A 21,315-nucleotide genomic window follows, 5' to 3' on the forward strand; every position below is an offset into this window, starting at 1 on the left:
TCACCTTGCGCAATGCATTAACTCTACAAAACACCCAATGACAAGGCGTTGTTAGAGACAAGGGACAAGTCATGCAAAAAATTATCGGTTGGCTGTTAATCGCGTTAATGGTGGGTTGCACTCAGGTCGATATAAAACCGCCGAGTGAACTAGGGACGGTCAACAATGTCCAGACCCTGAATGGCCCCGCCATCGCCACCCAGCTGAACACGCTGTACAGTCGAAAATTCCCCAACTGCAACAAATCGGACTCACAACCCGCATTCCTGTGCTCGGGCGTGACCCTCAGGGTCACGGTAAAAGACCCCAACAACACTTATAAAGTATGGGATCCCAGCCCTACCTCAGTCGAAAGTGGTGGCATTTCATTCTCGTACCTGAGGGCAGATGTAAACTTCGGGCGACTCGCATGGGGTTATGGTAATGGCTACATCCTCTACCCCTTTCTTGAACAGCCGGCTGGCAAAGACCAATTGCAATATTTGTGCTCGTACCCCATGGATGCATGGGGCTGGAGTCGGAGTAAAACGGAAGTTTGCGGACCTTCCCCTACCTATCCAGTACAAAGCCAACGCTGCCAGGACGCCGGTGTGACCACCGCAGCACAAGCGTTGGCCGTATGGAACCTGCCGGGGGGCACCCCAAACCTGCGCCAGTGTGGTTTCGACGTCGAGGATCACCGAAATACATTGGCAGGTCCTGCGTTCTACCAATCCCTGCTGGCGAAATCCATGTTGGGCAATACAGGCTTCAACGAACAAAACGAAATAATCGTACAGACGTGGCTTGCGGGTCGCGCCAACACCCTTCCTGTCATGGCGTTCTTTTTCATTTCAGGTGGTACTAACCAAGGACTGGCAGACGCACAATACAATCAACGAGATTTCTACAATTCGACCAATCCAAAAATAATTGTACCTATCATTCGCCTGACACCACCCACCAGCGCAACCGGCACAGCTGATTTCAAATACGTGGCCGCAGATCAGGCGGTGACTCAATGAACACCCTACTGTCGCGCACGCTCGGCAACGCTCCGCGCATTCTCTTTCATTCGCTAATGTGGATAGGTTTGATGTGGAGTATCAACTCGCCCCTTTATGCGCAAACAGCAATCCCCCCCCCTGACAGCTACACCCTTACCGTGGAACGCTGTGTGAAATATGTCGAAAGTGCGCAATGGGTATATCGGGACTATCAGTGGTCGTTTTTCATCACGCCCACACCCTGTGCGCGGCGGACACCACCGGAAGGAACAGTCTTCCTTTGGGACGAACTCACCCGTGACTATTCCAATAGCCGCTACTGGGAAAATACCCATGGCCTGCGCCACCAACTGATTTGTCATCTGGCGATTGCGAGGGATAAACCGCAGTGGAACCTGGAACCGTGGCGACCTGATGTGGGGTATGCAAAAACCTTGGAGGCCAGCTGCAATCATGTCGTCCCCTTGTCTGAAAAGGCACCATGACACTTCACCAAAACATGAGCATTACAGTTGATTTACCGCTGGCGCCCGCCATCGAACAAATGGAAACTCCCTTCAGGCCTGGCCTATCAACACAGGCCAGAGCCTGAGGAAATCCAATGCGCACCATCGGCCTTATCGGCGGCATGAGCTGGGAGTCCAGCGCCGAATATTACCGTCTCATCAACCAGCAGGTACGTGATCGCCTCGGGCCGTTGCGTTCGGCGAAATTGCTGATGTACAGCGTCGACTTCGGCCCTGTCGAACAGGCCCAGCACGCCGGGCGCTGGGACGATGCGGCGGCGATTCTGGTGGATGCCGCCCGGCGGCTGGAGGCTGGCGGCGCCGAGTGCGTGGTGCTGTGTACCAACACCATGCACAAGGTGGCCGGGCAGATTCAGGCAGCGATCGATATTCCGTTCCTGCACATTGCCGACCCGGCCGGTCAGGCGGCACTGGACGCCGGTGCGTTGCGGGTGGGTTTGCTCGGTACTGCGTTCACCATGGAGCAGGACTTCCTCAAGGCGCGTCTGACGGCCAAGGGCCTCACGGTGTTGGTGCCAGAGGCCGAAGAACGTCAGGCCGTGCACCGGATCATCTATGACGAGTTGTGCGTCGGGGTGATCAGCGAGGCGTCGCGCCAGGTCTATCAACGGGTGATCGAATCGCTGACTGAACGCGGCGCCCAGGCGATCATTCTCGGCTGTACTGAAATCGGCCTGCTGATCAAACCCGAGCACAGCGCCCTGGCCTTGCTCGACACCACCGAACTGCATGCGCAGGCGGCGGTGGCGTTTGCGTTGGGGGAGTGAGTCAATAAGCCTCGCTCCTACAGGACTTTCGTCGCTCAAATTTCTTCACTTACTGGCGCGACGCAGGCGCGCCATGCTCAAAGTGTCGACCAGCCGACCGTCACGCACGGCGTAATCGCGAAACAGGCCTTCGGTCTCGAAACCGAATTTCTGGTACAGGCCGATGGCCGCTTCGTTGTCGGCGTACACCGAGAGTTCGACCCGTTGCAGGTTCATCCAGTTGTCGGCGACGTCGAGCACCGCCGCCAGCAGTGTCGAACCGACCCCCTTGCCCTGCCACGCCACGGCGACTCCCATGCCGAAGCTGCCGGCGTGGCTGCGGCGGATTCGCGAAAACTGCTCAAGGCCAATGTGGCCGATGACCGTTCCCTGATGCAGCGCCACCAGTTTCACCGCCCGCTCGTTGTCCGCCATCAGGCGTTGGCGCCAGATTTCGGTGGACTGAAACGGCATTTGCAGCACCTGACGGGCCACGGCCGGGTCGTTGTAGAGCGCGGTGATGCTTTCGATGTGGGATTCGTTGAAGCGTTCGAGGTGAATGGCGAGGTCGTGGTCGGGCATGGTGGTGTTCGTCCTTGATCGGTGTGTGGCCGATCACTCTAAACCGCCCTTCACCTGTCTGGCGACATCAATACCCGGGAAATGCTCTTTTGTGGGGAGAAGACGCTCTGTGGCGAGGGAGCTTGCTCCCTCGCCACAGAGGACCGGGGGTCAGTCAAGGAACAAACCTACACGCAAACCGCCTGTTTCAGGCTTTCAGCCGGTTGACTGCCCTGCCCTCACTCCCTATCCTCGCGCCTGTCACGACTCATTCGTGATCGGGTTTGACGGCCCGTATTTTCTTACGACGCGCATAGCCTTTCTCTGCTCGAGCACATTTGTGCCTGCTGCATTTCTTAATGGCGACTGTGCGCGGGGCACCTTCGGGTGCGCCGGTGTTCGTGAGAGCCGGTCCGTCAACCCACGCACAGTTGCCACCCAATTTCGTTTGACGGCGATTTCCGTGGCAGCTCTTCTGAATCTCACGGAGCTATACCCCCTATGACGGACCCAACCACAAAATCCACCCCCTTCGCCCCCTGCGACCACGTCGACCATCACCTCTTCGCCGTCCAACCCGGCATCCCGCTGCTCGACGCCCTGGAACACGCCTCGGTCTACCTCAGCTGCGCTGAAGCCCTCGCCCATCAAGCCCCCACCGCCACCCGCCCGGAACACAGCGCTTCATTGCGCTGGGCCAGCCAGCAGATGCTCGGCACCGCACGCTCACTGGTGCAAGCCTCCATCGACGGTTTGCACAGCGCGCAAGCAGGCGGTGACGCATGAATCCGCATATGCCGATGACTCACAATGACGGTGACATGCCGGTGCTGCTGGTCGCCACCCAGACGCCGCTGGATCTGCTGCACCGCAGCGCCGCCAGTCGTTTTCTGGCGGTGACGCAGATGATGGAAAGCCTGGCCAACCTCGATATCACCCGCGCCAGTGGCGCCGATGTGCAGCAACTGGCGCAGGCGGCGGCGATGTTGTTGCGCGATGGCTGTGATGTGATGGATGTGCTGGGGCGGCGGATTCGGGCGCGGGTCTGACGAAAGCAAAATCAAAAGATCGCAGCTTTCGGCAGCTCCTACACCATTTAATGTAGGAGCTGCCGAAGCCTGCGATCTTTTGATGTTGGCTACTCGAACCACTCCCGTCGCTCATTGAAGGTGTTGTGGATCAGCTCGGCGATCCCCTGCACTTCGGCCTCATTCCCGGAGTCGGCGTTGACCGCCATCCACACCTGGCGCTGCATCGGCTGCTTGAAAAGCCCGGGCAATGCCAGCAACCCCCGGTCGAACTGGCTCATGTAGTGCGGCAGCAAACCGATGCAGGCGCTGCAACGGATCATCTCCAGCATCAGCTCATAGGAATGCAACTGCACCACCCCCGCCAGACGCTGCTCCACCAGACTGTTCCACGGCCCGAAGGCGTCGACCTGACGATCGTGCTGCCATTGCACCAGCATGAAATCAGCCAGGTCACCCAGTCTGTCCGGCCGGGCCGCGACCCGCGAATAGCGTTTGGCGATGTGCGGCAGATAGTCCAGCCGTGCCAGACGCTGGGGTTCGCTGATGGCAAAACTGGGACCTGGCAACGGCGAATCAGTACCGGCCAGCCACACCACCACATCAGCGCTGATGGCTCGCAGAGACAGTTCGCTGTCCAGGGAGATGATGTCCAGGCGGACGCTGGCGTTGCGCCGCAGCAGCGAGACCAGGTCGCGACCGAGGATGTCGTGCAGGATTGATTCGGCCACGGCCAGGCGAATCAGTGGCTGTTCGAGCACCGGCAAGCCGCGTTCATGGGCCAGGGCAATCAACTGCGCCTGAAGCTGCAAGCCGTCACGACTGAGGGCAAAGCCATTGCCCGAATGGCTGAACAACGAACACTGCAGTTGTGCTTCAAGTTGCGCCAATTGTTTACGCAACTGAGTGGACTTGATGTTGAGGCTGCGGGCCGCTTGCATGAAACAGCCGCAACGGGCGCTGACCCTGAAAGACTGCAACAGCACCGGATCGACGCCGGCCACTCGTGAATTCGAGAATTGGCTATGTTCTACGGGCCAGCGGTACTCGGCCACGCCCCGACGCCCGGTGGGTTCCATGAATGACATTAATGACTCCCTGTCGATCTGTCCTTGAGCGTTTTATCCTGCTGACCGTTCATGAATCTGATATGACAATCGGGCAAAAACCGGATCAACCGCTCCTACAAGGTTTGCGCTTGAATTAACCGGCCGGCGTTTGCCGAAAGCTCACCGCCAGGCGATTCCAGCTGTTGATGGTGCTAACGGCCATAGTCAGGTCGACCAGTTCGCCTTCGCTGAATTGCTCCCGGGCCTGGGCGTAAACGTCGTCCGGCACGTGGCTTTGCGAGAGCAGGTTTACCGCTTCGGTCCAGGCCAGGGCCGCCCGCTCCCGAGGGTTGAAGAAGTTGCTGTCGCGCCAGACCACGATTGCATACAGCCGCCGATCGCTCTCGCCGAAACGGCGCGCGTCCACCGAGTGCATGTCGGTGCAGAAGGCGCAGCCATTGAGCTGCGAAGCGCGGATTCTGATCAGGTTCAGCAAGGCTGGCTCGATGCTCAGGTCGCTGGTCAAGGCCTCCATGGCGATCATGGCTTTCATCGCTTTGGGCGATGCGCTGTAGTAATCCAGACGGGCGTTCATGGTCGGGCCTCATGGAGCAGATCGGTACCTCCACGGTAGACCCTGATGCACCGGTGTTACAGAGCCAATTCAGCGAAAAAGCCATGGACCGCCCGGCAGCAGGCCAATCGCAGGTTTTTCGCCCACGCAACTTCTGCGCAGCCGTTCATGCGGGTAATCTGGCGCGACGCACAGTCGCCTCAAACGCCCCAGGAGCCCCGCCGGTATGGAACTTCATGTTGTCATCAACGGCCGCAAGGACCTGGCCGGCCAGTTGTACCGGCAACTGCGCGACGCCATTGAATCCGGCCGCCTGACAGCCGGGACGCAGCTGCCGCCCAGCCGCTTGCTCGCCGAACAACTGGGGATTTCGCGCAAGACCATTTCCGACACATACGCGCAACTGACCTATGAGAACTTCCTCACCGGGGTGATCGGCAAAGGCACTTACGTCAATGCCCGGGCGGCGAAAACCGTCCGCAAGCAGAGCCATTCGGAGCTGGCGAGCTATGATGTCATCGAACGCTGGCGCAGCCTGCCGACATTCTTGCGCCACCCGACGCTGGAAGGCTCGCTGCGTTACGAGTTCATCGGTGGCGCCACCAGCAAAGGCCAGTTTCCGCAGGACGATTGGCGCCGCTGCACCTCCCATGCCTTGCGCCAGATGGCCGGTTCCAAAGGTTTCTATAGCCAGCCCGAAGGCCTGCCGGCGCTGCGCAATGCGATCGCACGGCACATCGCGTTTTCGCGCGGAGTCAGTTGTCAGGACGAAGACGTGGTGGTGTGCAATGGCGCGCAGCAGGCGCTGGACCTGATTTCCCGGGTGTTGACCCAACCGGGCAGCCTCGTCGCCATGGAAGACCCCGGCTACCCGCCAGCGCGTCTGTTGTTCGGGAGCCATGGCGCGACGGTGGTCGGCGTGCCGGTGGATGCGCAAGGCATTCAGGTCGAGCACATTCCCGATGGCACCCGGCTGATTTACGTCACCCCATCCCACCAGTTCCCGCTGGGCATGCCCATGAGCCAGGCTCGCCGCGAAGCCCTGCTCGCAAGGGCCTATGAGCTGGGGGCGATCATCATCGAAGACGATTACGACAGCGAATTTCGCTATGAAGGCCGGCCCACCGACTCGCTGAAAAGCCTGGATGAGCGCGGCATCGTCGCCTACGTCGGCACGTTCTCGAAGACCTTGTTGCCGGAGTTGCGGCTGGGGTACGCGATTTTGCCGCCAGCAATCCTCGAAGCGGTGATCCGCGCCAAGCAGCTCACCGACTTGCACACCTCCACCCTGCCGCAATGGGCGCTCGCCAAGTTCATCGCCGAAGGCTGTCTGCTCAAGCACATCCGGCGCTGCCATACGATTTACGCCGGGCGCCGTGAACGGATCCTGACGCGTATGGCGGGCGACCTTTCGCCGTGGTTTGAAGCGGTGCCGACCACGGCCGGGTTCCACATGGCGGTGCTGTGCAAGGTGCCGGTCGATATTCCATTGGTGATCGAACTGGCAAAAAAAGTCGAAGTGGGGCTCTATGCCCTGGACAGCTTTTTTTACCAGCAAGCGCCGCGGGCCGGGCTTTTCCTGGGGTTCGGCGCGATCGAAACCCTGGACATCGACATCGCCCTGGACCGGTTAAGGGACATTTTGCAGCAGCTCGGCTGAGGGATTGGTCTGCGGCTTTATCTGGCGATTGGCTATTGGCGGTCTGGGGGGGCAGGCCTATCCTGATTGGGCGTTATCCCTCCATGAGCAGGATTCGTCCGGCCTGATTCAGGAGTGTGAGCAATGTCCAACGAAGTGATCACCACCGTAAAGGTGCAGGCCGCTGCCGGCCGCTCGTACGAACTGGGTAAGCAACTGCAAAAGATTGTCGACACCCTGCGCGAACTACCGGGCTGCGATTCCTATATGGTCGACCGCTGCCCCGAGGACGGCACCCGCTGGACGGTCAGCGCCCGCTGGCAATCGGAAGCGGCCATGCAATCGCATTTCAACTGCCCCGAAGTGCAAGGCTTTATCGGCCTGATCGACAGCCGACTGGCCAATGCCGTCGACTTCAACAGCTTTCCGATCGTTTAAAATCAAGACGTTCTGGTGATGATCGTTCCCACGCTCTGCGTGGGAATGCAGCCAGGGGCGCTCCGCGCCCCAAAAGCGGACGCAGAGCGTCCGGTGAGGCGTTCCCACGCAGAGCATGGGAACGATCAACGGGTAACGTAGCTTCGGTCATTGGTCCCCTCACCTTCCGGGAAATTGGCCGTTTGATTGCCCGATAGCGCGGCTTACTGTGGTCCCTGACGACTCACCACCTCAGGTAATCAACCATGAATGCGCTTCGTTTTTTTGCTGCTCCTCTCGCCGCCCTGACGCTGAGCGTTTCAGCCCCGGCCTTCGCCCACGACACCGCCCCCCCTTCAGAAAAAGTCACCATCCTGCAGGACCAGATGCTGAAAAACGCACCCGGCAAAAAAGCCTTGATGATCGAAGTCGATTACGAGCCGGGCCAATCGTCCATCGCCCATAAACATCAGGGCACGGCCATGGCTTACGTGCTTTCGGGGGAGATCGTTTCTCAGGTCAAAGGTGAAAAAGCGATCACCTACAAGGCCGGCGAATTCTGGTACGAACCGGCCGGGTCGGAACATCTGGTCTCGAAAAACGCCAGCGCCACCCAACCCGCCAAGCTGCTGGTGTTCATGGTGTTGGCTCCGGATGAGAAAGTGTTGATTCCTTTGGAAAACTGATCGCCGAGGTGATGCTGATGGCCTCATCGCGGGCAAGCCCGCTCCCACAGTGTCCGTGTCGTGCTCAAATCCTGAGTCACCCACAATACCTGTGGGAGCGGGCTTGCCCGCGAAGAGGCCCGCCCAGCCGCTGAAAGATCCCAGACAAAAAAAAGCCCCCTCTCTTTCGAGACGGGGCTTTTTCATTCAACGCCTATCAGGCAGCCGGTTCCAGCTCGGCACTGGCAGTCGTAGCGGCAGTGGCAGGCACCACCGCTTGACCGCTCAACGCCAGGTCCAGCAGTTCGCGGTTGGCCACTGCGTACATGGCGTAGTCGGTGCCGCTGGCGGCACGGATTTCCACCAGCATGGCGCGCCAGCGTTCGATCATGCCTTCGTGCTCTTCCATCCACAGCGCCAGGCGTGTTTCCACGTCCTGGGTGCCGTCGCCCTGTTGCAGGACGGAGATGGTGATCGCACGCTGTTGCCAATCGACGTCATCACGGAACGCTTCACGGGCCAGGGCTTGCCAGTTGTTTTCAACCGGCAGAGCGCTGATCTGTTGCAGGTACCAGGTGATGTCCAGCGCGCTGCCCACGGCGAAGTAGGCCTTCGCCACGTCCGCTGCGTCCTGGCCGGTCACGTCAGAGGCTTCGATGATCGGCAGCAAGGTGTACAGGTGCGTGGTGCCAGCAACCATGCGCGCCAGCAACTCCGGCACACCGGCTGCGACATACGCCTGATAACGCGCCTGCCAGGTTTCGCGGATTTCGCCACTGAGCAAATCGTCGAGCTTGAGGCCCAACTCTTTCAGATGCGGACCGAAGTGCGCGACGTCACGGGCAGCGTTCTGCTCATTGCGACGGGCACGCAGGAACCAGCGCGTAGCGCGGCGGCCCAGACGCATCAGCTCATCCATCAGCTCCAGTTGGACGTCGGCCGACACCTGGTAGTCCAAGGCTTCGATCTGACGGAACCAGTGCGGGAGATGGAAGATATCCCGAACTATTACATAGGCCCCCGCAACATTCGCCGGGCTCATGCCGGTCGACTCTTTGAGCCGTTGAACGAAGGTGATGCCCATGTGGTTCACCAGATCGTTGGCGATCTGGGTGCTGACGATTTCGCGCTTCAGACGGTGACGGCGCATGGCGTCGGAGAACTTGCTCACCAGCGTCGGCGGGAAAGCGGTTTCCATGTCGCGAGTCAGGTAGTCGTCGTCCGGCACCAGGGAGTTGAGCAGCGCTTCCTTGAGGTCGATCTTGCTGTAGGAGATCAGCACCGAAAGCTCGGCACGGGTCAGGCCATGGCCCGCCGCGACGCGCTCGTTGATCGCATCTTCAGCCGGCAGGAACTCGATGGCGCGATCCAGCTTGCCGCGGCCTTCCAGGTCGTTCATCAGACGCTTGTATTCAGCAATCCGCGGCAAGGCACGACGGGCCGCCAGGGACAGGGCCTGAGTCTGCTTGTAGTTGTTACCGAGCACCAGGTTGCCGACTTCGTCGGTCATGCTCGCGAGCAACTGGTTACGTTGCTTGTCGGTCATGTCACCGGCGTGTACCACTTCGTTCAGCAGGATCTTGATGTTCACTTCGTGGTCGGAGCAATCCACGCCGCCGGCGTTGTCGATGAAGTCGGTGTTGGAACCGCCGCCATTGAGGCCGAATTCGACACGACCCAACTGAGTCATACCGAGGTTACCGCCCTCACCCACGACTTTGCAGCGCAGTTCGTTGCCGTTCACGCGAAGTGCATCGTTGGCCTTGTCGCCGACATCGGCGTGGCTTTCGGTGCTGGCTTTTACGTAGGTACCGATACCGCCGTTCCACAACAGATCCACCGGTGCCTTGAGCAAGGCATTGAGCAGTTCGGTCGGGGTCAGCTTGTCAGCCTGAATGTCGAAGCGCTCTTTCATCTGCGGGGAAATCGCGATGCTTTTTGCGCTGCGCGAGAAGATCCCGCCGCCTTCGGACATGATGCTGGTGTCGTAGTCCGACCAGGCCGAACGCGGCAAGTCGAACAGACGCTGACGCTCGGCGAAGCTGTTGGCTGGCTCCGGGTTCGGGTCAATGAAGATGTGCAGGTGGTTGAAGGCAGCGACCAGTTGCAGCTTGTCGGACATCAACAAGCCGTTACCGAACACGTCACCGGCCATGTCGCCGACGCCCACTACAGTGATGCTGTCTTCCTGAACATTGATGCCGCGCTCGCGGAAGTGGCGTTGTACGCCGACCCACGCGCCCTTGGCGGTAATGCCCATTTTCTTGTGGTCGTAACCGGCCGAGCCACCGGACGCAAAGGCGTCGCCGAGCCAGAAGCCGTAGTCGATGGCAATGCCGTTGGCGATGTCGGAGAAGGTCGCAGTGCCCTTGTCCGCCGCCACTACCAGGTACGGGTCATCGTCGTCATGACGCACGACGTTGGCCGGCGGTACCAGCGCGCCGTCTTTCAGGTTGTCGGTGATGTCCAACAGGCCCGAGATGAAGATGCGGTAGCAGGCGATGCCCTCGGCCGCGATCTCGTCACGGCTGCCGCCCAGTGGCAGGCGACGCGGCAGGAAGCCGCCCTTCGCACCCACCGGCACGATGACCGAGTTCTTCACTTGCTGGGCTTTTACCAGGCCCAGGACTTCGGTACGGAAGTCTTCTTCACGGTCGGACCAGCGCAGACCACCGCGCGCCACGTTGCCGAAGCGCAGGTGTACGCCTTCAACGCGTGGCGAGTAAACGAAGATTTCGAACTTCGGCACCGGCTTCGGCAGCTCTGGAATCTGGTGCGGGTTGAACTTGAAGCTGAAGTAGGACTTGTTCTGACCGTGGGCGTCGGTCTGGTAGAAGTTGGTCCGCAGGGTCGCTTTGATCAGGTCCAGGTAACGACGCAGGATGCGGTCTTCGTTCAGCACCTGAACATCGTCCAGTGCCGTCAGAATTGCGTGTTCCAGGCGTTGCTGCTTGTCTTCCAGATCATCGCTGGTCAGCTTGCGCGCCAGGTAGAAACGGGTCTTGAACAGCCGGGTCAACTCGCGAGCGATGTCGGTGTGGTTGTTCAGGGTGCTTGCGATGTAACCCAGGTCGAAGCCCAGACGGATCTGCTTCATGTAACGGGCGTAAGCACGCAGCAGCGCCACATCGCGCCATGGCAGGCCGGCGGTCAGCACCAGGCGGTTGAATGCATCGTTCTCGGCATCGCCACGCACGATGTGGACGAAGGCGTCCTGCAAGGTGTCGTTGAGTTGCTGGATGTCGAGTTCCAGGCCTTCGGCGGCGGTGAACGCAAAGTCGTGGATCCAGAACTCGCGGCCGCTGTTGTGGCGCAGGCGATACGGGAATTCACCCAGTACGCGCAGGCCAAGGTTTTCCAGGATCGGCAAGACGTCGGACAACGCCAGCGGGGTGTCGGCGTGATACAGCTTGCAGTGCAGCATGCGCTGACCGGAAACCTGGGCCAGCGGCTGATAGAAGCTCATGACCAGCGGATTTTTTTCGCTCAGGCTCAGCAGGTGCTGCATGTCGACCACCGCCGAGTGGGCGGCGAAACGCTCGCGGTAACCGGCCGGGAAGCCTTTCGGGAAGTCGGCCAGCACGTTGGTGCCCTGGGCTTCGCCGAAGCTCTCGACCACCAGGCTCGCGTAGTCGTCCTGCCAGCTGCGGCAGGCCTGCACCACTTCTTTTTCCAGCAGAACCGGGTCAATGTCCAGACGGTTCTTCGGATCGACCCGCAGAATCAGCTGCACACGGGCCAGCACGGATTCGGAGAAGAAGGTCCAGAACTCGCAGTCCGAAGCTTTCAGGCGATCCATCAGCACTTGCTGGATCTTCTGGCGCACTTCGGTGGAGTAGATGTCGCGCGGCACGTAGGCCAGGCAGTAGCAGAAGCGGCCGTACGGGTCTTTGCGCAGGAACACGCGGATCTTGTTGCGTTCCTGGATCTGCACGATCGACATCACGGTGGTGAACAGCTCGTCCACCGGGGTCTGGAACAAGTCGTCGCGCGGCAACACTTCAAGCACCTGGGCCAGTTCCTTGCCCAAGTGAGCCTTGGCCTGGAAGCCCGAACGCTGTTCGATGATCTCGACCTTGCGACGGATGTAAGGAATGACCCGCACGCTTTCGCCATACACCGAGGAGGTGTACAGGCCCATGAAGCGGCATTCCTTAACAACTTTGCCATCAGCATCGATCTGACGGATCGACACGTAATCCGGGTAAGCCGGACGGTGGACGCGGCTTGGGTGTGCAGCCTTGGCGAACGACAGCGGCGTCGGCTCGCGCAGGTAGTTCACGGCGTAGTCTTCGATGCGCAGATCATCGACGGTCAGGCCGGCACGCAGCAGTTTGGTCAGGCCGAGGAACGAGTTCTGGTCATATTCGATGTGACCGCCGTTCTGATCTTCGCCCACCACGAATTCTTCGTAGCCCAGGAAGGTGAAGTGGTTGCCCACCAGCCATTCCAGGAAGCTCTTGATTTCGGACTTTTCGTCGGCGTTGATGATGAACTGGCTGTTGTCGATGCCTTCGATCAGCTCCTGGACCTTGGCTTTCATCGGCTCGAAATCGGCGACCGCGACGCGGACTTCACCGAGAACCTGCTCCAGCTCTTTGGTCAGGACATTCAGTTCGGCCGTGTTGGCGCAACGGTCGATTTCCAGGTACATCAGCGATTCTTGCAGAATGCCTTCGCCCTGAGTGCCCTTCGGCAGGATTTCCAGCAGCTCGCCCTTGCTGCCGCGACGCACGCTCAGCACAGTGGTTTGCAGGGTATGAATGCTGTAGCCGCGACGGTTCAGCTCGGTGCGCACCGAGTCCACCAGAAACGGCAGGTCGTGGTGCAGCACTTCGACCGCAGTGTGGGTCGACTGCCAGCCGTGGCGTTCGTAATCGGGGTTGTAGACGCGCACTTGCGGATGCGCGTGATCGAAGCGCTCAAGCAGGCGCCACGCAGAAAGGGTGCAGCCGGCGAGGTCGGACAACCGACGCTGGGTCAGTTCGTCCAGGGAAATGATGCCGAAGAATTGTTCAGCGAACAGCGCCACTTGTGGCAGTGCCTGTTCACTGATGTGCTGCGCCAGTGCCGCTTGCAGTTGGTGCTGGAAGTCGGCTTTGCTGGCTGCGGTGAAGAACGCCATCTGTGGTACTCCGCTTGGGCTTGTTATTGATGGAAGCGTCGCGTGCAAACCCCTTTCGGGGCATTCCCGTCACCCTGTTCCTGATTCTCGGGCAGAGGAAACAGGATGACAGGTGGGTGAAGCTGGACGAGACACTCAGGTCACATTCACCTTCCAAGAATGGGCATCTGCAAAAACGACTGCCAAGGCAACAGGCAATGCCTTTAAGGGTGCTCATCCGTTGCGCAGCTTAACGAGTGCGGCAAGGGCCGTGCTTGCAGCGCTGCGACATATTCGGTCATCGGCACGTAACTCGCGGCATGTGCCTTGAACAACACTAGCAGTCGCGCAGCAAAACGGGCGCTTTATGCCCGGTTTTGCGGTACATGCGTGCCAATAATGACCAGTAACACCCCGAATGTTCACGACACATCCTCTGACACTCAGCCAAGCAGAAATTCCCGAGGGCTGGCAGAATTGCCTTTTGTTACGTTCACCACGCTCGCCGAGCCAGGATTTTCCCATGCAAATGACAACTGATCTCTTGATCGTCAACCCGTGCGACGAAGAAGAAGACAACTTGGCCATGCTCTGCTGCACCAGCGCCGAGGGCGAAATGTTCCTGATGAGCCGCTTTCCGGACGAGGATGAGCTGGAGATCATCTTCCACGACAAGCCTTCGGCCCTCAACGGTGTGAAAGTCACCCTCAGCCCTGACCGCCTGCTGATCGAAATCGCCGCCGCGGACATCGATGTGCTCGATGGCGAAGATTCGCTGGAAATCCTGCACAGCACCGATGCGCAGGACCTGGCAGAGGTGGAAGAAACCTTGCAGAACATCCTCAAGGGGACGGGTACCTACATCAGCCAACTGAGCTGACTCCTCCGTTCCGGACACTGATCGTTCCCACGCGCAGCAAAGGAATGCAGCCTGTGACGCTCTGCGTCACGACTTAAAGCTGGACGCAGAGCGCCCGGTGATGCATTCCCACGCAGAGCGTGGGAACGATCTGTCGTAAGGTGGGAACGAGCGTTAATCCGCACTTTGCACAAAATGCCGTTAGTCGCCGCCCCCCGCGATGGATTAAAGTAACGCCCCCAGCCCTGGCGTTATTCGAACGTCTTCGCTCACCCTTTCCAGGAACAGTCATCGATGGAACATCGTGAAGCGCTGCTCGCGCTGCGAACCTTTCTTTCAACGCAGATTCTCGGCCAGGAAAAACTCATCGAGCGCTTGCTCATCGCCTTGCTCGCCGACGGCCACATGCTGGTCGAGGGCGCCCCGGGGCTGGCCAAGACCAAGGCCATCAAAGAGCTCGCCGAAGGCATCGAAGCACAGTTCCATCGCATCCAGTTCACCCCCGACCTGCTGCCGGCCGACATCACCGGCACGGAAATCTATCGCCCGGAAACCGGCAGCTTCGTGTTCCAGCAAGGCCCGATTTTCCACAATCTGGTGCTGGCGGACGAAATCAACCGTGCCCCGGCCAAGGTTCAATCGGCGCTGCTCGAAGCCATGGGCGAACGCCAGGTCAGCGTCGGGCGCAGCACCTACGACCTGTCGCCGCTGTTTCTGGTCATGGCCACGCAAAACCCCATCGAGCAGGAAGGCACCTACCCGCTGCCCGAAGCCCAGCTCGACCGCTTCCTGATGCACGTGAAAATCGGCTTCCCTGACGCCGCCGTAGAGCGCCGGATTCTGCAACAGGCTCGTGGCGAAGCACTGCACGGCGAAACCAAACCCGAACGTCGGGTCAGCCAGCAGGCGATCTTCGCCGCGCGCAAGGAAATCCTCGGGTTGTACATGGCCGACGCCGTGGAGGAATACCTGGTGCAACTGGTCATGGCCACGCGTACGCCGGCCAAGTTCGACCCGGAAATGGCCGAATGGATCGCCTACGGCGCCAGCCCGCGGGGCTCCATTGCCCTGGACCGTTGCGCCCGGGCTCACGCCTGGCTCGCCGGTCGCGACTTCGTCAGCCCGGAAGACATTCAGGCGGTGCTGTTCGATGTGTTGCGCCACCGCATCATTCTTTCCTTTGAAGCCGAAGCCGCTGGCATCGACCAGGACCGGGTGGTCCAGCGGATTCTCGACGTCGTAGCCGTCGCTTGACCCCGATGAACGCCCTCCCGCCGCCCGAACCGGGCATCCGTGTCAGCCTCGCCGATCTGATCGAGATGCGCCATCGCGTGCGTGAAGTGCAGCTGTTCTCCACGCCGAGCCAGCGCAGCCCGCTGATCGGCCTGCACCACTCCAAACTGCGCGGGCGCGGGGTGGACTTCGATCAGGTGCGGGTCTATCAGGCCGGTGATGACGTGCGAAGCATCGACTGGCGCGTCACCGCCCGGACCCAGGAGCCTCACACCAAGCTGTTCCACGAAGAACGCGAGCGGCCGATTTTCATCATGGTCGAGCAGAGCCGCCGGCTGTTTTTCGGTTCCGGGCTGATGTTCAAATCGGTGCTTGCCGCCCAGGCAGCGAGCCTGATTGGCTGGGCCGCGCTGGGCCATAACGACCGGGTCGGCGGGCTGGTGTTCGGCGACGACGAGCACTACGAAATCAAACCGAGACGCAGCAAACAGAGCCTGCTGCAATTGCTCAACCGCCTGGTGCGGGTCAATCAGTCGCTGCACACCGAACGCGAACCGGACCGCGACGCCTTCGGCATTGCCCTGCGCCGCGCCCGGGAAGTATTGCGCCCCGGCAGTCTGGTGATCGTGATCTGCGACGAACGCGCCTTGTCCGACAGTGCAGAACAGCAGCTGAGCCTGTTGTCACGCCATTGCGACCTGTTGCTGCTGCCGGTGTCCGATCCGCTGGATCACGCCCTGCCCGCTGCAGGGCTTTTACGCTTCGCGGAACGGGGCGCGCAGCTGGAACTCGACACGTTGAATTTCGACTTGCGCCAGGCCTATCGCGCACAAGCGGAAGCGCGTATCGCTCGCTGGGAACTGCTGGCGCAGAAGTTGCGGGTATTGCTGATGCCGTTGAGCACCCAAAGCGAAATGGTCGAGCAACTGCGCGAATACCTGAACCCGCAACGTCCGGGGAAAAGTCGATGAGCAGCCTCGATCAACTGCAACCGCTGATTTCCCCGCCACCGATCGGCTTCTGGCCGCCAGCACCGGGCTGGTGGCTGCTGCTGTTATTGCTGCCATTGATCGGTTTCGGTCTGTGGCAATTGCGCCGTTTCATTCCGAGCAAGCGCCCTGTCGTCCGCGCCGAACAACCGCTGGACCCGGTGCGTCTCGCTGCCCTGGCCGAACTCGCCCTGATGCCCAAACCCTACGACGGCGCCCCGGCCGGCGCCTGGTTGCAACAACTCAATGGCTTGCTCAAACGCCTGTGCCGCAACCATTACCCCTACAGCCAGAGCCACACCCTTAACGGGCGCAAGTGGCTGGCGTTCCTTGATAACCGCTGCCCGGCCGCCGGCCTTACACGCTGGATGGTACTGGTGGAAGGCGCCTACAAACCCGAATGCAAACTCGACGACAAGGCCATCGCTGGCCTGACTCAAGCTGTCGACACCTGGATTCGCAAACATGTTTGAGTTCGCCTGGCCGTGGATCTTCGCCCTGCTGCCACTGCCCTGGCTGATGCGGGTACTGCTGCCGGTGGCCGACAGCGGCGAACCGGCGCTCAACGTCAGCTTCCTCAGCGACCTCGAAGGCCTCGTTCGCCGCCGCGCCCGGGCGAATCTGCCGGCGTGGCGCCAGCAAGCACCGTTCATTTTGTTATGGCTGTTACTGCTGATCGCCGCCGCACGCCCGCAGTGGCTCGGTGAACCCCTGCCGGTTGCCGCCAGTGGCCGCGATCTGCTGGTGGCGGTGGACGTGTCCGGCTCCATGGATTTCCCCGACATGCGGTGGCAGGACGAACAGGTCAGCCGACTGTCGCTGGTGCAGCATTTGCTCGGTGATTTTCTCGAAAGTCGCGACGGCGACCGGGTCGGGTTGATCCTGTTCGGCAGTCAGGCCTATCTGCAAGCGCCGCTGACCTTCGACCGGCACACCGTGCGCGTGTGGCTCGACGAAGCGCGGATCGGTATCGCCGGCAAGAACACCGCCATCGGCGATGCCATCGGCCTGGCCCTCAAACGCCTGCGCCAACGTCCGGCACAAAGCCGTGTGCTGATTCTGGTCACCGATGGCGCCAACAACGGCGGCGAGATTGACCCGCTGACCGCCGCACGACTGGCGGCCAACGAAGGCGTGAAAATCTACCCGATCGGTATCGGCGCCGATCCGGAACAAGGCGGTACCTTGGGATTCCTGGGCATCAACCCGAGCCTGGACCTCGATGAGCCGGCCTTGAAAGCCATCGCTCAAGCCACTGGCGGCCAGTATTTCCGCGCCCGCGACGGCGAGGAATTGCAGGCGATCAAGCGCATCCTCGACAAACTGGAACCGGTCACCCAGCAACCCACTCAGGCCCGCCCGGCCCAGGCGTTGTATCACTGGCCTCTGGCAATGGCGCTGTTGTTGAGCATGCTGCTGGTGATTCGCGAGCGCTGGCCGGATAACCCGTTGCGACGGCTGTTTACCAAGAAGCTGTTTTTGCAAACGCAACTGCCCGACTGGCATCAGCGGCTTAAACGCCTGCGTCTGCGGAGGCGCCGATGATTGCGCTCTGGCCGCACTGGTTCCGCCCTTGGTGGCTGCTGTTGTTGCCGTTGCTGGGCTGGTTGCTCTGGCAACTCTGGCACCGGCAGAAACGCGCCGGCCGCTGGCAAATGATTCTGCCGCCGGCCTTCCATGCCGCGCTGCTCAGTGGTGGCAGCGGTCGCGAGAGCAAACTGCCATGGGTCGCCCTTGGCCTGGCTTGGGTGCTGACCGTACTGGCCCTGCTGGGGCCGAGCTGGCAGCGCGTCGAACAAACCAGCCAGAAACCCGCCGACCCGCTGGTGGTGTTGCTTGAGCTGACCCCGGAAATGCTCGCCACCGATAGTGCGCCGAACAGGCTGGAACAAGCCCGGCGCAAACTGTTAGACCTGCTGCAAAACCGCAGCGACGCCCAGACCGCAATCATCGTCTACGCCGGCAGCGCCCACACCTTGGTGCCGCTGTCGGATGACCTGTCGACCAGCCGCAATCTGGTGGATGCACTCAAGCCGTCGCTGATGCCCCTGGCCGGTCATCGTGCCGATCTGGCGGTGGTCAAGGCCCTTGCGCTGCTGGATCAGGGCGCCCTCGGCCAGGGTCGGATCCTGCTGATCGGTTCGTCGCTGACGGAACAGGAACGCCAAGGGATTCGCCAGGCGCTGGACGACAAGTCCACGCAATTTCTGATGCTCGGTATCGGCACCGCCGAAGGTGCGCCGGTCGCGCAGGACGACGGCAGTTTCCTCAAGGATGACCTGGGCGCAATTCTGGTGCCCCGTCTGGACGGCCCCAGCCTTAAAGCCTTTGCCAACGGCCTGGGCGGACGTTATCGCCAGGCGCGTCTGGACGATGCCGACCTGCGCGGCCTTGGCCTGCTCGACGGCCCACGGGATCTGCGCAATGACGGCCAGACATTGCGCCTCGACACTTGGGCCGATCAGGGATACTGGCTGCTGCTGCCACTGTTATTGCTGGCCGCCTGTGCCGGGCGCCGGGGTTGGCTGTTCTGCCTGCCGCTGCTGTTCATGCTGCCGCAACCGAGTTACGCCTTCGACTTCGAAGACTTGTGGCTGCGTCCCGATCAGCAGGGCCTGCATTTGCTCAAACAAAAGCGCCCGGCCGAGGCCGCGCAGCATTTCGAAGATCCGCAGTGGCAAGGTGTGGCGCTCTATGAAGCCGGTGACTACAGTGGCGCCGCCCAGCGATTTGCCCAAGGCACCGACGCCCACGCCCACTACAATCGGGGTAACGCCCTGGCCAAAAGCGGTGAGCTGGAAGCGGCGCTGGATGCTTACGATCAAGCGCTGGAACGTCAACCGGATCTGCGTCCGGCCCTGACCAACAAGGCACTGGTGGAAAGCCTGCTCAAGCAGAAAACCTCAGCGCCACCCGTCGAGCCGGACAAAACCGCCGACGGCAAACCCGAAACCATCACCCAGGAACCTCCGCCGGGCAGCGCCACCCAACCAAGCAATGGCGAGCCGAAAGCCGACGCCGAGCAAACCACACCGGACGCCGAGCCGCCGCCCACGACGCCACCGCAACCGGGCGCCAATGAAGTCCCGGGCAGCGAGTTGGGCGATGAGCAAAGCACCACGCCACCCCGGCGCCCGGCCAGCGACATGATTGAAGGCGAACAGCGCCAGGCGCTGGAGCAATGGCTGCGCAAGATCCCGGATGACCCCGGCGAACTGCTCAGACGCAAATTCTGGTACGAACAGCAACAACATCAGGATCAGGAAAAAACTCGATGACCCGCTTCACCGCCTTTTTGTTCGCATTGTTGCCAGCCCTGTTGCTCTGCACCGTTCAGGCCCAGGCTGCGGAGCTGGTCGCCACCGTCGATCGCAGCCGCCTGAATTCCGGCGAGACGGTCGAACTGACCCTGGAAACCAGCGACGTGACCCAGTTCGGCAAACCCGACCTGACCCCGCTGGAGCCGCTGTTCGAAGTGCGCGGCACCCGTCAGGTCAACCAACTGAACACCCTCAACGGCAACACTCAGGCAACCACCCGCTGGATCATCACCCTGCTGCCCCGGCAAAACGGCAGCGTGGTGATTCCATCGCTGCAACTGGGCGACGTCCAGAGCCAGCCGATTACCGTGCAGGTGATCGAAAGCGAAACCCAGGACAGCAGCAACGCACTGGCGCCGGTGTTCATCGAGGCCAGCCTCGACCAGAACAGCGTCTACGTGCAGGCTCAGGCGATCCTGACCTTGCGCATCTACCATTCGGTGTCGCTGTACGACGACAGCAGCCTGACCCCGTTGCAAATTCCCGATGCGCGCATCGAACAGCTGGGCGAGCCGCGCACCTACGAAAAAGTCATCAACGGATTGCGCCATGGCGTGATCGAAATGCGCTACGCAATCTACCCGCAGCGCAGCGGTGAACTGGTTATTCCGGCGCAGATGCTCAGTGCCACGCCAGTCGATACCCGACCGTCCCAGGACGCAACACCCCAAGGGCCAAAACCGGGCAAGCAGATGCGCGTCAAATCCGCCGAGATCCCGCTGACGGTCAAGGCCAAACCCGGCACGTATCCAGCCGATGTGCCCTGGCTGCCGGCCCGCAGCCTGACCCTGAGCGAAAGCTGGAGCCCGGAACCGGATCATGCGCAGGTCGGCTACTCGCTGACCCGCAGCTTGACCCTGAACGCCGAAGGCCTCGCCAGCTCCCAACTGCCCCCCTTGCCCGAAACAGAAATCAACGGCCTGCGGCGCTACCCGGATCAACCCGTACTGGGCAACCAGAGCAGCGAACGCGGCTTGATCGGCAGTCGCGAGGACCGTGAAGCCCTGGTGCCAACCCGCACCGGCGCCATTGACCTGCCGAGCGTTGAAGTGGTCTGGTGGAACACCTTCGAGGATCACCTGGAACACAGCAGCCTGCCGGCCCGCACACTGCAAGTGGCGAGCAATCCGAGCCTGATCGTCGATAGCCCGGCGGGCAGCGCGCAGGCAATCTCCGGCGCCAGCAACGAAGCTGCCTGGTGGTGGAAACTCAGCACCGTGATCCTGGCCTGCACTACCCTGCTGGGCTTCGGCCTGTGGTGGCGCGCCCGCTCGCAACCGGCAATCCTGCGTGCCGCGCAAACCGGCCCGAGCCCACGCACCCTCCTCGACGACCTCAGACGCGCCTGCCAGGCCAACGATTCCCACGCCACCCGCCAGGCCCTCGACGCCTGGGCCCGGCAACAACCGGAAACCCTGGCCGACATGGCGGCGCGCTTCGTGCCCTTGTCCGATGCCCTCGATGGCTTGAACGGCGCGCTGTACAGCGAAACCGGTCAGTACTGGCAAGGCGAGGATCTCTGGCGCGCGATTCGTGCGATACCGACGGCCGAAGGGGTTCAGGATCTGGTCGGCGATACCGGGTTGCCGCCGCTTTATCCGAAATAGTCCCACTCGAT

At 61.1% G+C, this 21,315-nt stretch carries 19 protein-coding genes; 15 read left to right on the top strand and 4 right to left on the bottom strand.

Annotated features, from left to right (window positions below; genetic code table 11):
• Positions 1–71 precede the first annotated feature (71 nt).
• The 3 genes from MMG91_RS01340 (at position 72) to MMG91_RS01350 (ending at position 2,280) form a co-directional block, all read left to right on the top strand.
• Positions 72–1,004, top strand: a complete 933-nt coding sequence (locus tag MMG91_RS01340; RefSeq protein WP_310658486.1) for a halovibrin HvnC — start codon at positions 72–74, stop codon at positions 1,002–1,004.
• The gene (locus tag MMG91_RS01345; RefSeq protein ID WP_310658487.1) at positions 1,001–1,471 is read left to right on the top strand and encodes a DUF2599 domain-containing protein; all 471 of its coding nucleotides are present in this window, start codon (positions 1,001–1,003) and stop codon (positions 1,469–1,471) included. Before MMG91_RS01340 ends, MMG91_RS01345 begins: the two co-directional genes overlap by 4 nt.
• 116 nt (positions 1,472–1,587) lie before the next feature.
• A complete protein-coding gene (locus tag MMG91_RS01350) occupies positions 1,588–2,280 on the top strand; it encodes an aspartate/glutamate racemase family protein (RefSeq protein ID WP_310658488.1) in 693 nt (230 codons plus the stop codon).
• A gap of 45 nt (positions 2,281–2,325) precedes the next feature.
• On the opposite strand, the gene MMG91_RS01355 is transcribed toward MMG91_RS01350, so the two are convergent.
• Positions 2,326–2,841 (bottom strand): GNAT family N-acetyltransferase, encoded by a 516-nt coding sequence (locus tag MMG91_RS01355; RefSeq protein WP_310658489.1) that lies wholly within the window; start codon positions 2,839–2,841, stop codon positions 2,326–2,328.
• Positions 2,842–3,321: 480 nt separating this feature from the next.
• Here MMG91_RS01355 and MMG91_RS01360 point away from each other — a divergent pair, with 480 nt between their 5' ends.
• On the top strand, positions 3,322–3,606 hold the full coding sequence (locus MMG91_RS01360) for a DUF3077 domain-containing protein (protein ID WP_310658490.1): 285 nt from the start codon (positions 3,322–3,324) through the stop codon (positions 3,604–3,606).
• Entirely contained in the window at positions 3,603–3,869 is a 267-nt protein-coding gene (locus MMG91_RS01365) for a short-chain dehydrogenase (protein WP_310658491.1), read from the top strand. The genes MMG91_RS01360 and MMG91_RS01365 overlap by 4 nt, the downstream gene beginning before the upstream one ends.
• Before the next feature lie 89 nt (positions 3,870–3,958).
• Here MMG91_RS01365 and MMG91_RS01370 read toward each other — a convergent pair whose 3' ends face one another.
• Positions 3,959–4,936, bottom strand: a complete 978-nt coding sequence (locus MMG91_RS01370) for a LysR family transcriptional regulator (RefSeq protein ID WP_310658492.1) — start codon at positions 4,934–4,936, stop codon at positions 3,959–3,961.
• A 115-nt stretch (positions 4,937–5,051) separates the two neighbouring features.
• The gene (locus tag MMG91_RS01375) at positions 5,052–5,492 is read right to left on the bottom strand and encodes a carboxymuconolactone decarboxylase family protein (RefSeq protein ID WP_305449512.1); all 441 of its coding nucleotides are present in this window, start codon (positions 5,490–5,492) and stop codon (positions 5,052–5,054) included.
• A 205-nt stretch (positions 5,493–5,697) separates the two neighbouring features.
• Here MMG91_RS01375 and MMG91_RS01380 point away from each other — a divergent pair, with 205 nt between their 5' ends.
• The 3 genes from MMG91_RS01380 (at position 5,698) to MMG91_RS01390 (ending at position 8,213) form a co-directional block, all read left to right on the top strand.
• The gene (locus MMG91_RS01380; RefSeq protein WP_310658493.1) at positions 5,698–7,131 is read left to right on the top strand and encodes a PLP-dependent aminotransferase family protein; all 1,434 of its coding nucleotides are present in this window, start codon (positions 5,698–5,700) and stop codon (positions 7,129–7,131) included.
• Positions 7,132–7,254: 123 nt separating this feature from the next.
• On the top strand, positions 7,255–7,548 hold the full coding sequence (locus MMG91_RS01385; protein WP_310658494.1) for an antibiotic biosynthesis monooxygenase family protein: 294 nt from the start codon (positions 7,255–7,257) through the stop codon (positions 7,546–7,548).
• A 245-nt stretch (positions 7,549–7,793) separates the two neighbouring features.
• The gene (locus MMG91_RS01390; protein ID WP_310658495.1) at positions 7,794–8,213 is read left to right on the top strand and encodes a cupin domain-containing protein; all 420 of its coding nucleotides are present in this window, start codon (positions 7,794–7,796) and stop codon (positions 8,211–8,213) included.
• A 196-nt stretch (positions 8,214–8,409) separates the two neighbouring features.
• Here the strand turns inward: MMG91_RS01390 and MMG91_RS01395 are convergent, their stop codons facing one another.
• Positions 8,410–13,317 carry an NAD-glutamate dehydrogenase gene (locus tag MMG91_RS01395; protein ID WP_310658496.1) on the bottom strand — a complete coding sequence of 1,636 codons (4,908 nt, stop codon included), beginning with the start codon at positions 13,315–13,317 and terminating at the stop codon, positions 8,410–8,412.
• Positions 13,318–13,819: 502 nt separating this feature from the next.
• Between MMG91_RS01395 and MMG91_RS01400 the strand changes: the two genes are divergently transcribed.
• The 7 genes from MMG91_RS01400 (at position 13,820) to MMG91_RS01430 (ending at position 21,304) form a co-directional block, all read left to right on the top strand.
• Positions 13,820–14,176: a hypothetical protein gene (locus MMG91_RS01400; RefSeq protein ID WP_305449507.1), complete on the top strand. Its 357-nt coding sequence runs from the start codon at positions 13,820–13,822 to the stop codon at positions 14,174–14,176.
• Between the two features lie 273 nt (positions 14,177–14,449).
• Positions 14,450–15,409, top strand: a complete 960-nt coding sequence (locus tag MMG91_RS01405; protein WP_007901181.1) for a MoxR family ATPase — start codon at positions 14,450–14,452, stop codon at positions 15,407–15,409.
• 5 nt (positions 15,410–15,414) lie between these two features.
• Complete coding sequence (locus MMG91_RS01410; RefSeq protein WP_310658497.1) at positions 15,415–16,359, top strand: DUF58 domain-containing protein; 945 nt, start codon at positions 15,415–15,417, stop codon at positions 16,357–16,359.
• The gene (locus tag MMG91_RS01415; RefSeq protein ID WP_305506532.1) at positions 16,356–16,850 is read left to right on the top strand and encodes a DUF4381 domain-containing protein; all 495 of its coding nucleotides are present in this window, start codon (positions 16,356–16,358) and stop codon (positions 16,848–16,850) included. Before MMG91_RS01410 ends, MMG91_RS01415 begins: the two co-directional genes overlap by 4 nt.
• Positions 16,843–17,922 carry a VWA domain-containing protein gene (locus MMG91_RS01420; protein WP_310658498.1) on the top strand — a complete coding sequence of 360 codons (1,080 nt, stop codon included), beginning with the start codon at positions 16,843–16,845 and terminating at the stop codon, positions 17,920–17,922. The genes MMG91_RS01415 and MMG91_RS01420 overlap by 8 nt, the downstream gene beginning before the upstream one ends.
• On the top strand, positions 17,919–19,655 hold the full coding sequence (locus MMG91_RS01425) for a tetratricopeptide repeat protein (RefSeq protein ID WP_310658499.1): 1,737 nt from the start codon (positions 17,919–17,921) through the stop codon (positions 19,653–19,655). Before MMG91_RS01420 ends, MMG91_RS01425 begins: the two co-directional genes overlap by 4 nt.
• Entirely contained in the window at positions 19,652–21,304 is a 1,653-nt protein-coding gene (locus MMG91_RS01430; RefSeq protein WP_310658500.1) for a BatD family protein, read from the top strand. The genes MMG91_RS01425 and MMG91_RS01430 overlap by 4 nt, the downstream gene beginning before the upstream one ends.
• Positions 21,305–21,315 lie beyond the last annotated feature (11 nt).

Origin of the sequence: Pseudomonas sp. JL3, from assembly GCF_031570575.1 — a bacterium.
Taxonomy (GTDB): domain Bacteria; phylum Pseudomonadota; class Gammaproteobacteria; order Pseudomonadales; family Pseudomonadaceae; genus Aquipseudomonas; species Aquipseudomonas cucumis.

Excerpts from the sequence above, each read along its gene's own strand:
- MMG91_RS01340 (WP_310658486.1), top strand. The coding sequence starts at position 72 with ATGCAAAAAATTATCGGTTGGCTGTTAATCGCGTTAATGGTGGGTTGC.
- MMG91_RS01345 (WP_310658487.1), top strand. The coding sequence starts at position 1,001 with ATGAACACCCTACTGTCGCGCACGCTCGGCAACGCTCCGCGCATTCTC.
- MMG91_RS01350 (WP_310658488.1), top strand. The coding sequence starts at position 1,588 with ATGCGCACCATCGGCCTTATCGGCGGCATGAGCTGGGAGTCCAGCGCC.
- MMG91_RS01355 (WP_310658489.1), bottom strand. The coding sequence starts at position 2,841 with ATGCCCGACCACGACCTCGCCATTCACCTCGAACGCTTCAACGAATCC.
- MMG91_RS01360 (WP_310658490.1), top strand. The coding sequence starts at position 3,322 with ATGACGGACCCAACCACAAAATCCACCCCCTTCGCCCCCTGCGACCAC.
- MMG91_RS01365 (WP_310658491.1), top strand. The coding sequence starts at position 3,603 with ATGAATCCGCATATGCCGATGACTCACAATGACGGTGACATGCCGGTG.
- MMG91_RS01370 (WP_310658492.1), bottom strand. The coding sequence starts at position 4,936 with ATGTCATTCATGGAACCCACCGGGCGTCGGGGCGTGGCCGAGTACCGC.
- MMG91_RS01375 (WP_305449512.1), bottom strand. The coding sequence starts at position 5,492 with ATGAACGCCCGTCTGGATTACTACAGCGCATCGCCCAAAGCGATGAAA.
- MMG91_RS01380 (WP_310658493.1), top strand. The coding sequence starts at position 5,698 with ATGGAACTTCATGTTGTCATCAACGGCCGCAAGGACCTGGCCGGCCAG.
- MMG91_RS01385 (WP_310658494.1), top strand. The coding sequence starts at position 7,255 with ATGTCCAACGAAGTGATCACCACCGTAAAGGTGCAGGCCGCTGCCGGC.
- MMG91_RS01390 (WP_310658495.1), top strand. The coding sequence starts at position 7,794 with ATGAATGCGCTTCGTTTTTTTGCTGCTCCTCTCGCCGCCCTGACGCTG.
- MMG91_RS01395 (WP_310658496.1), bottom strand. The coding sequence starts at position 13,317 with ATGGCGTTCTTCACCGCAGCCAGCAAAGCCGACTTCCAGCACCAACTG.
- MMG91_RS01400 (WP_305449507.1), top strand. The coding sequence starts at position 13,820 with ATGCAAATGACAACTGATCTCTTGATCGTCAACCCGTGCGACGAAGAA.
- MMG91_RS01405 (WP_007901181.1), top strand. The coding sequence starts at position 14,450 with ATGGAACATCGTGAAGCGCTGCTCGCGCTGCGAACCTTTCTTTCAACG.
- MMG91_RS01410 (WP_310658497.1), top strand. The coding sequence starts at position 15,415 with ATGAACGCCCTCCCGCCGCCCGAACCGGGCATCCGTGTCAGCCTCGCC.
- MMG91_RS01415 (WP_305506532.1), top strand. The coding sequence starts at position 16,356 with ATGAGCAGCCTCGATCAACTGCAACCGCTGATTTCCCCGCCACCGATC.
- MMG91_RS01420 (WP_310658498.1), top strand. The coding sequence starts at position 16,843 with ATGTTTGAGTTCGCCTGGCCGTGGATCTTCGCCCTGCTGCCACTGCCC.
- MMG91_RS01425 (WP_310658499.1), top strand. The coding sequence starts at position 17,919 with ATGATTGCGCTCTGGCCGCACTGGTTCCGCCCTTGGTGGCTGCTGTTG.
- MMG91_RS01430 (WP_310658500.1), top strand. The coding sequence starts at position 19,652 with ATGACCCGCTTCACCGCCTTTTTGTTCGCATTGTTGCCAGCCCTGTTG.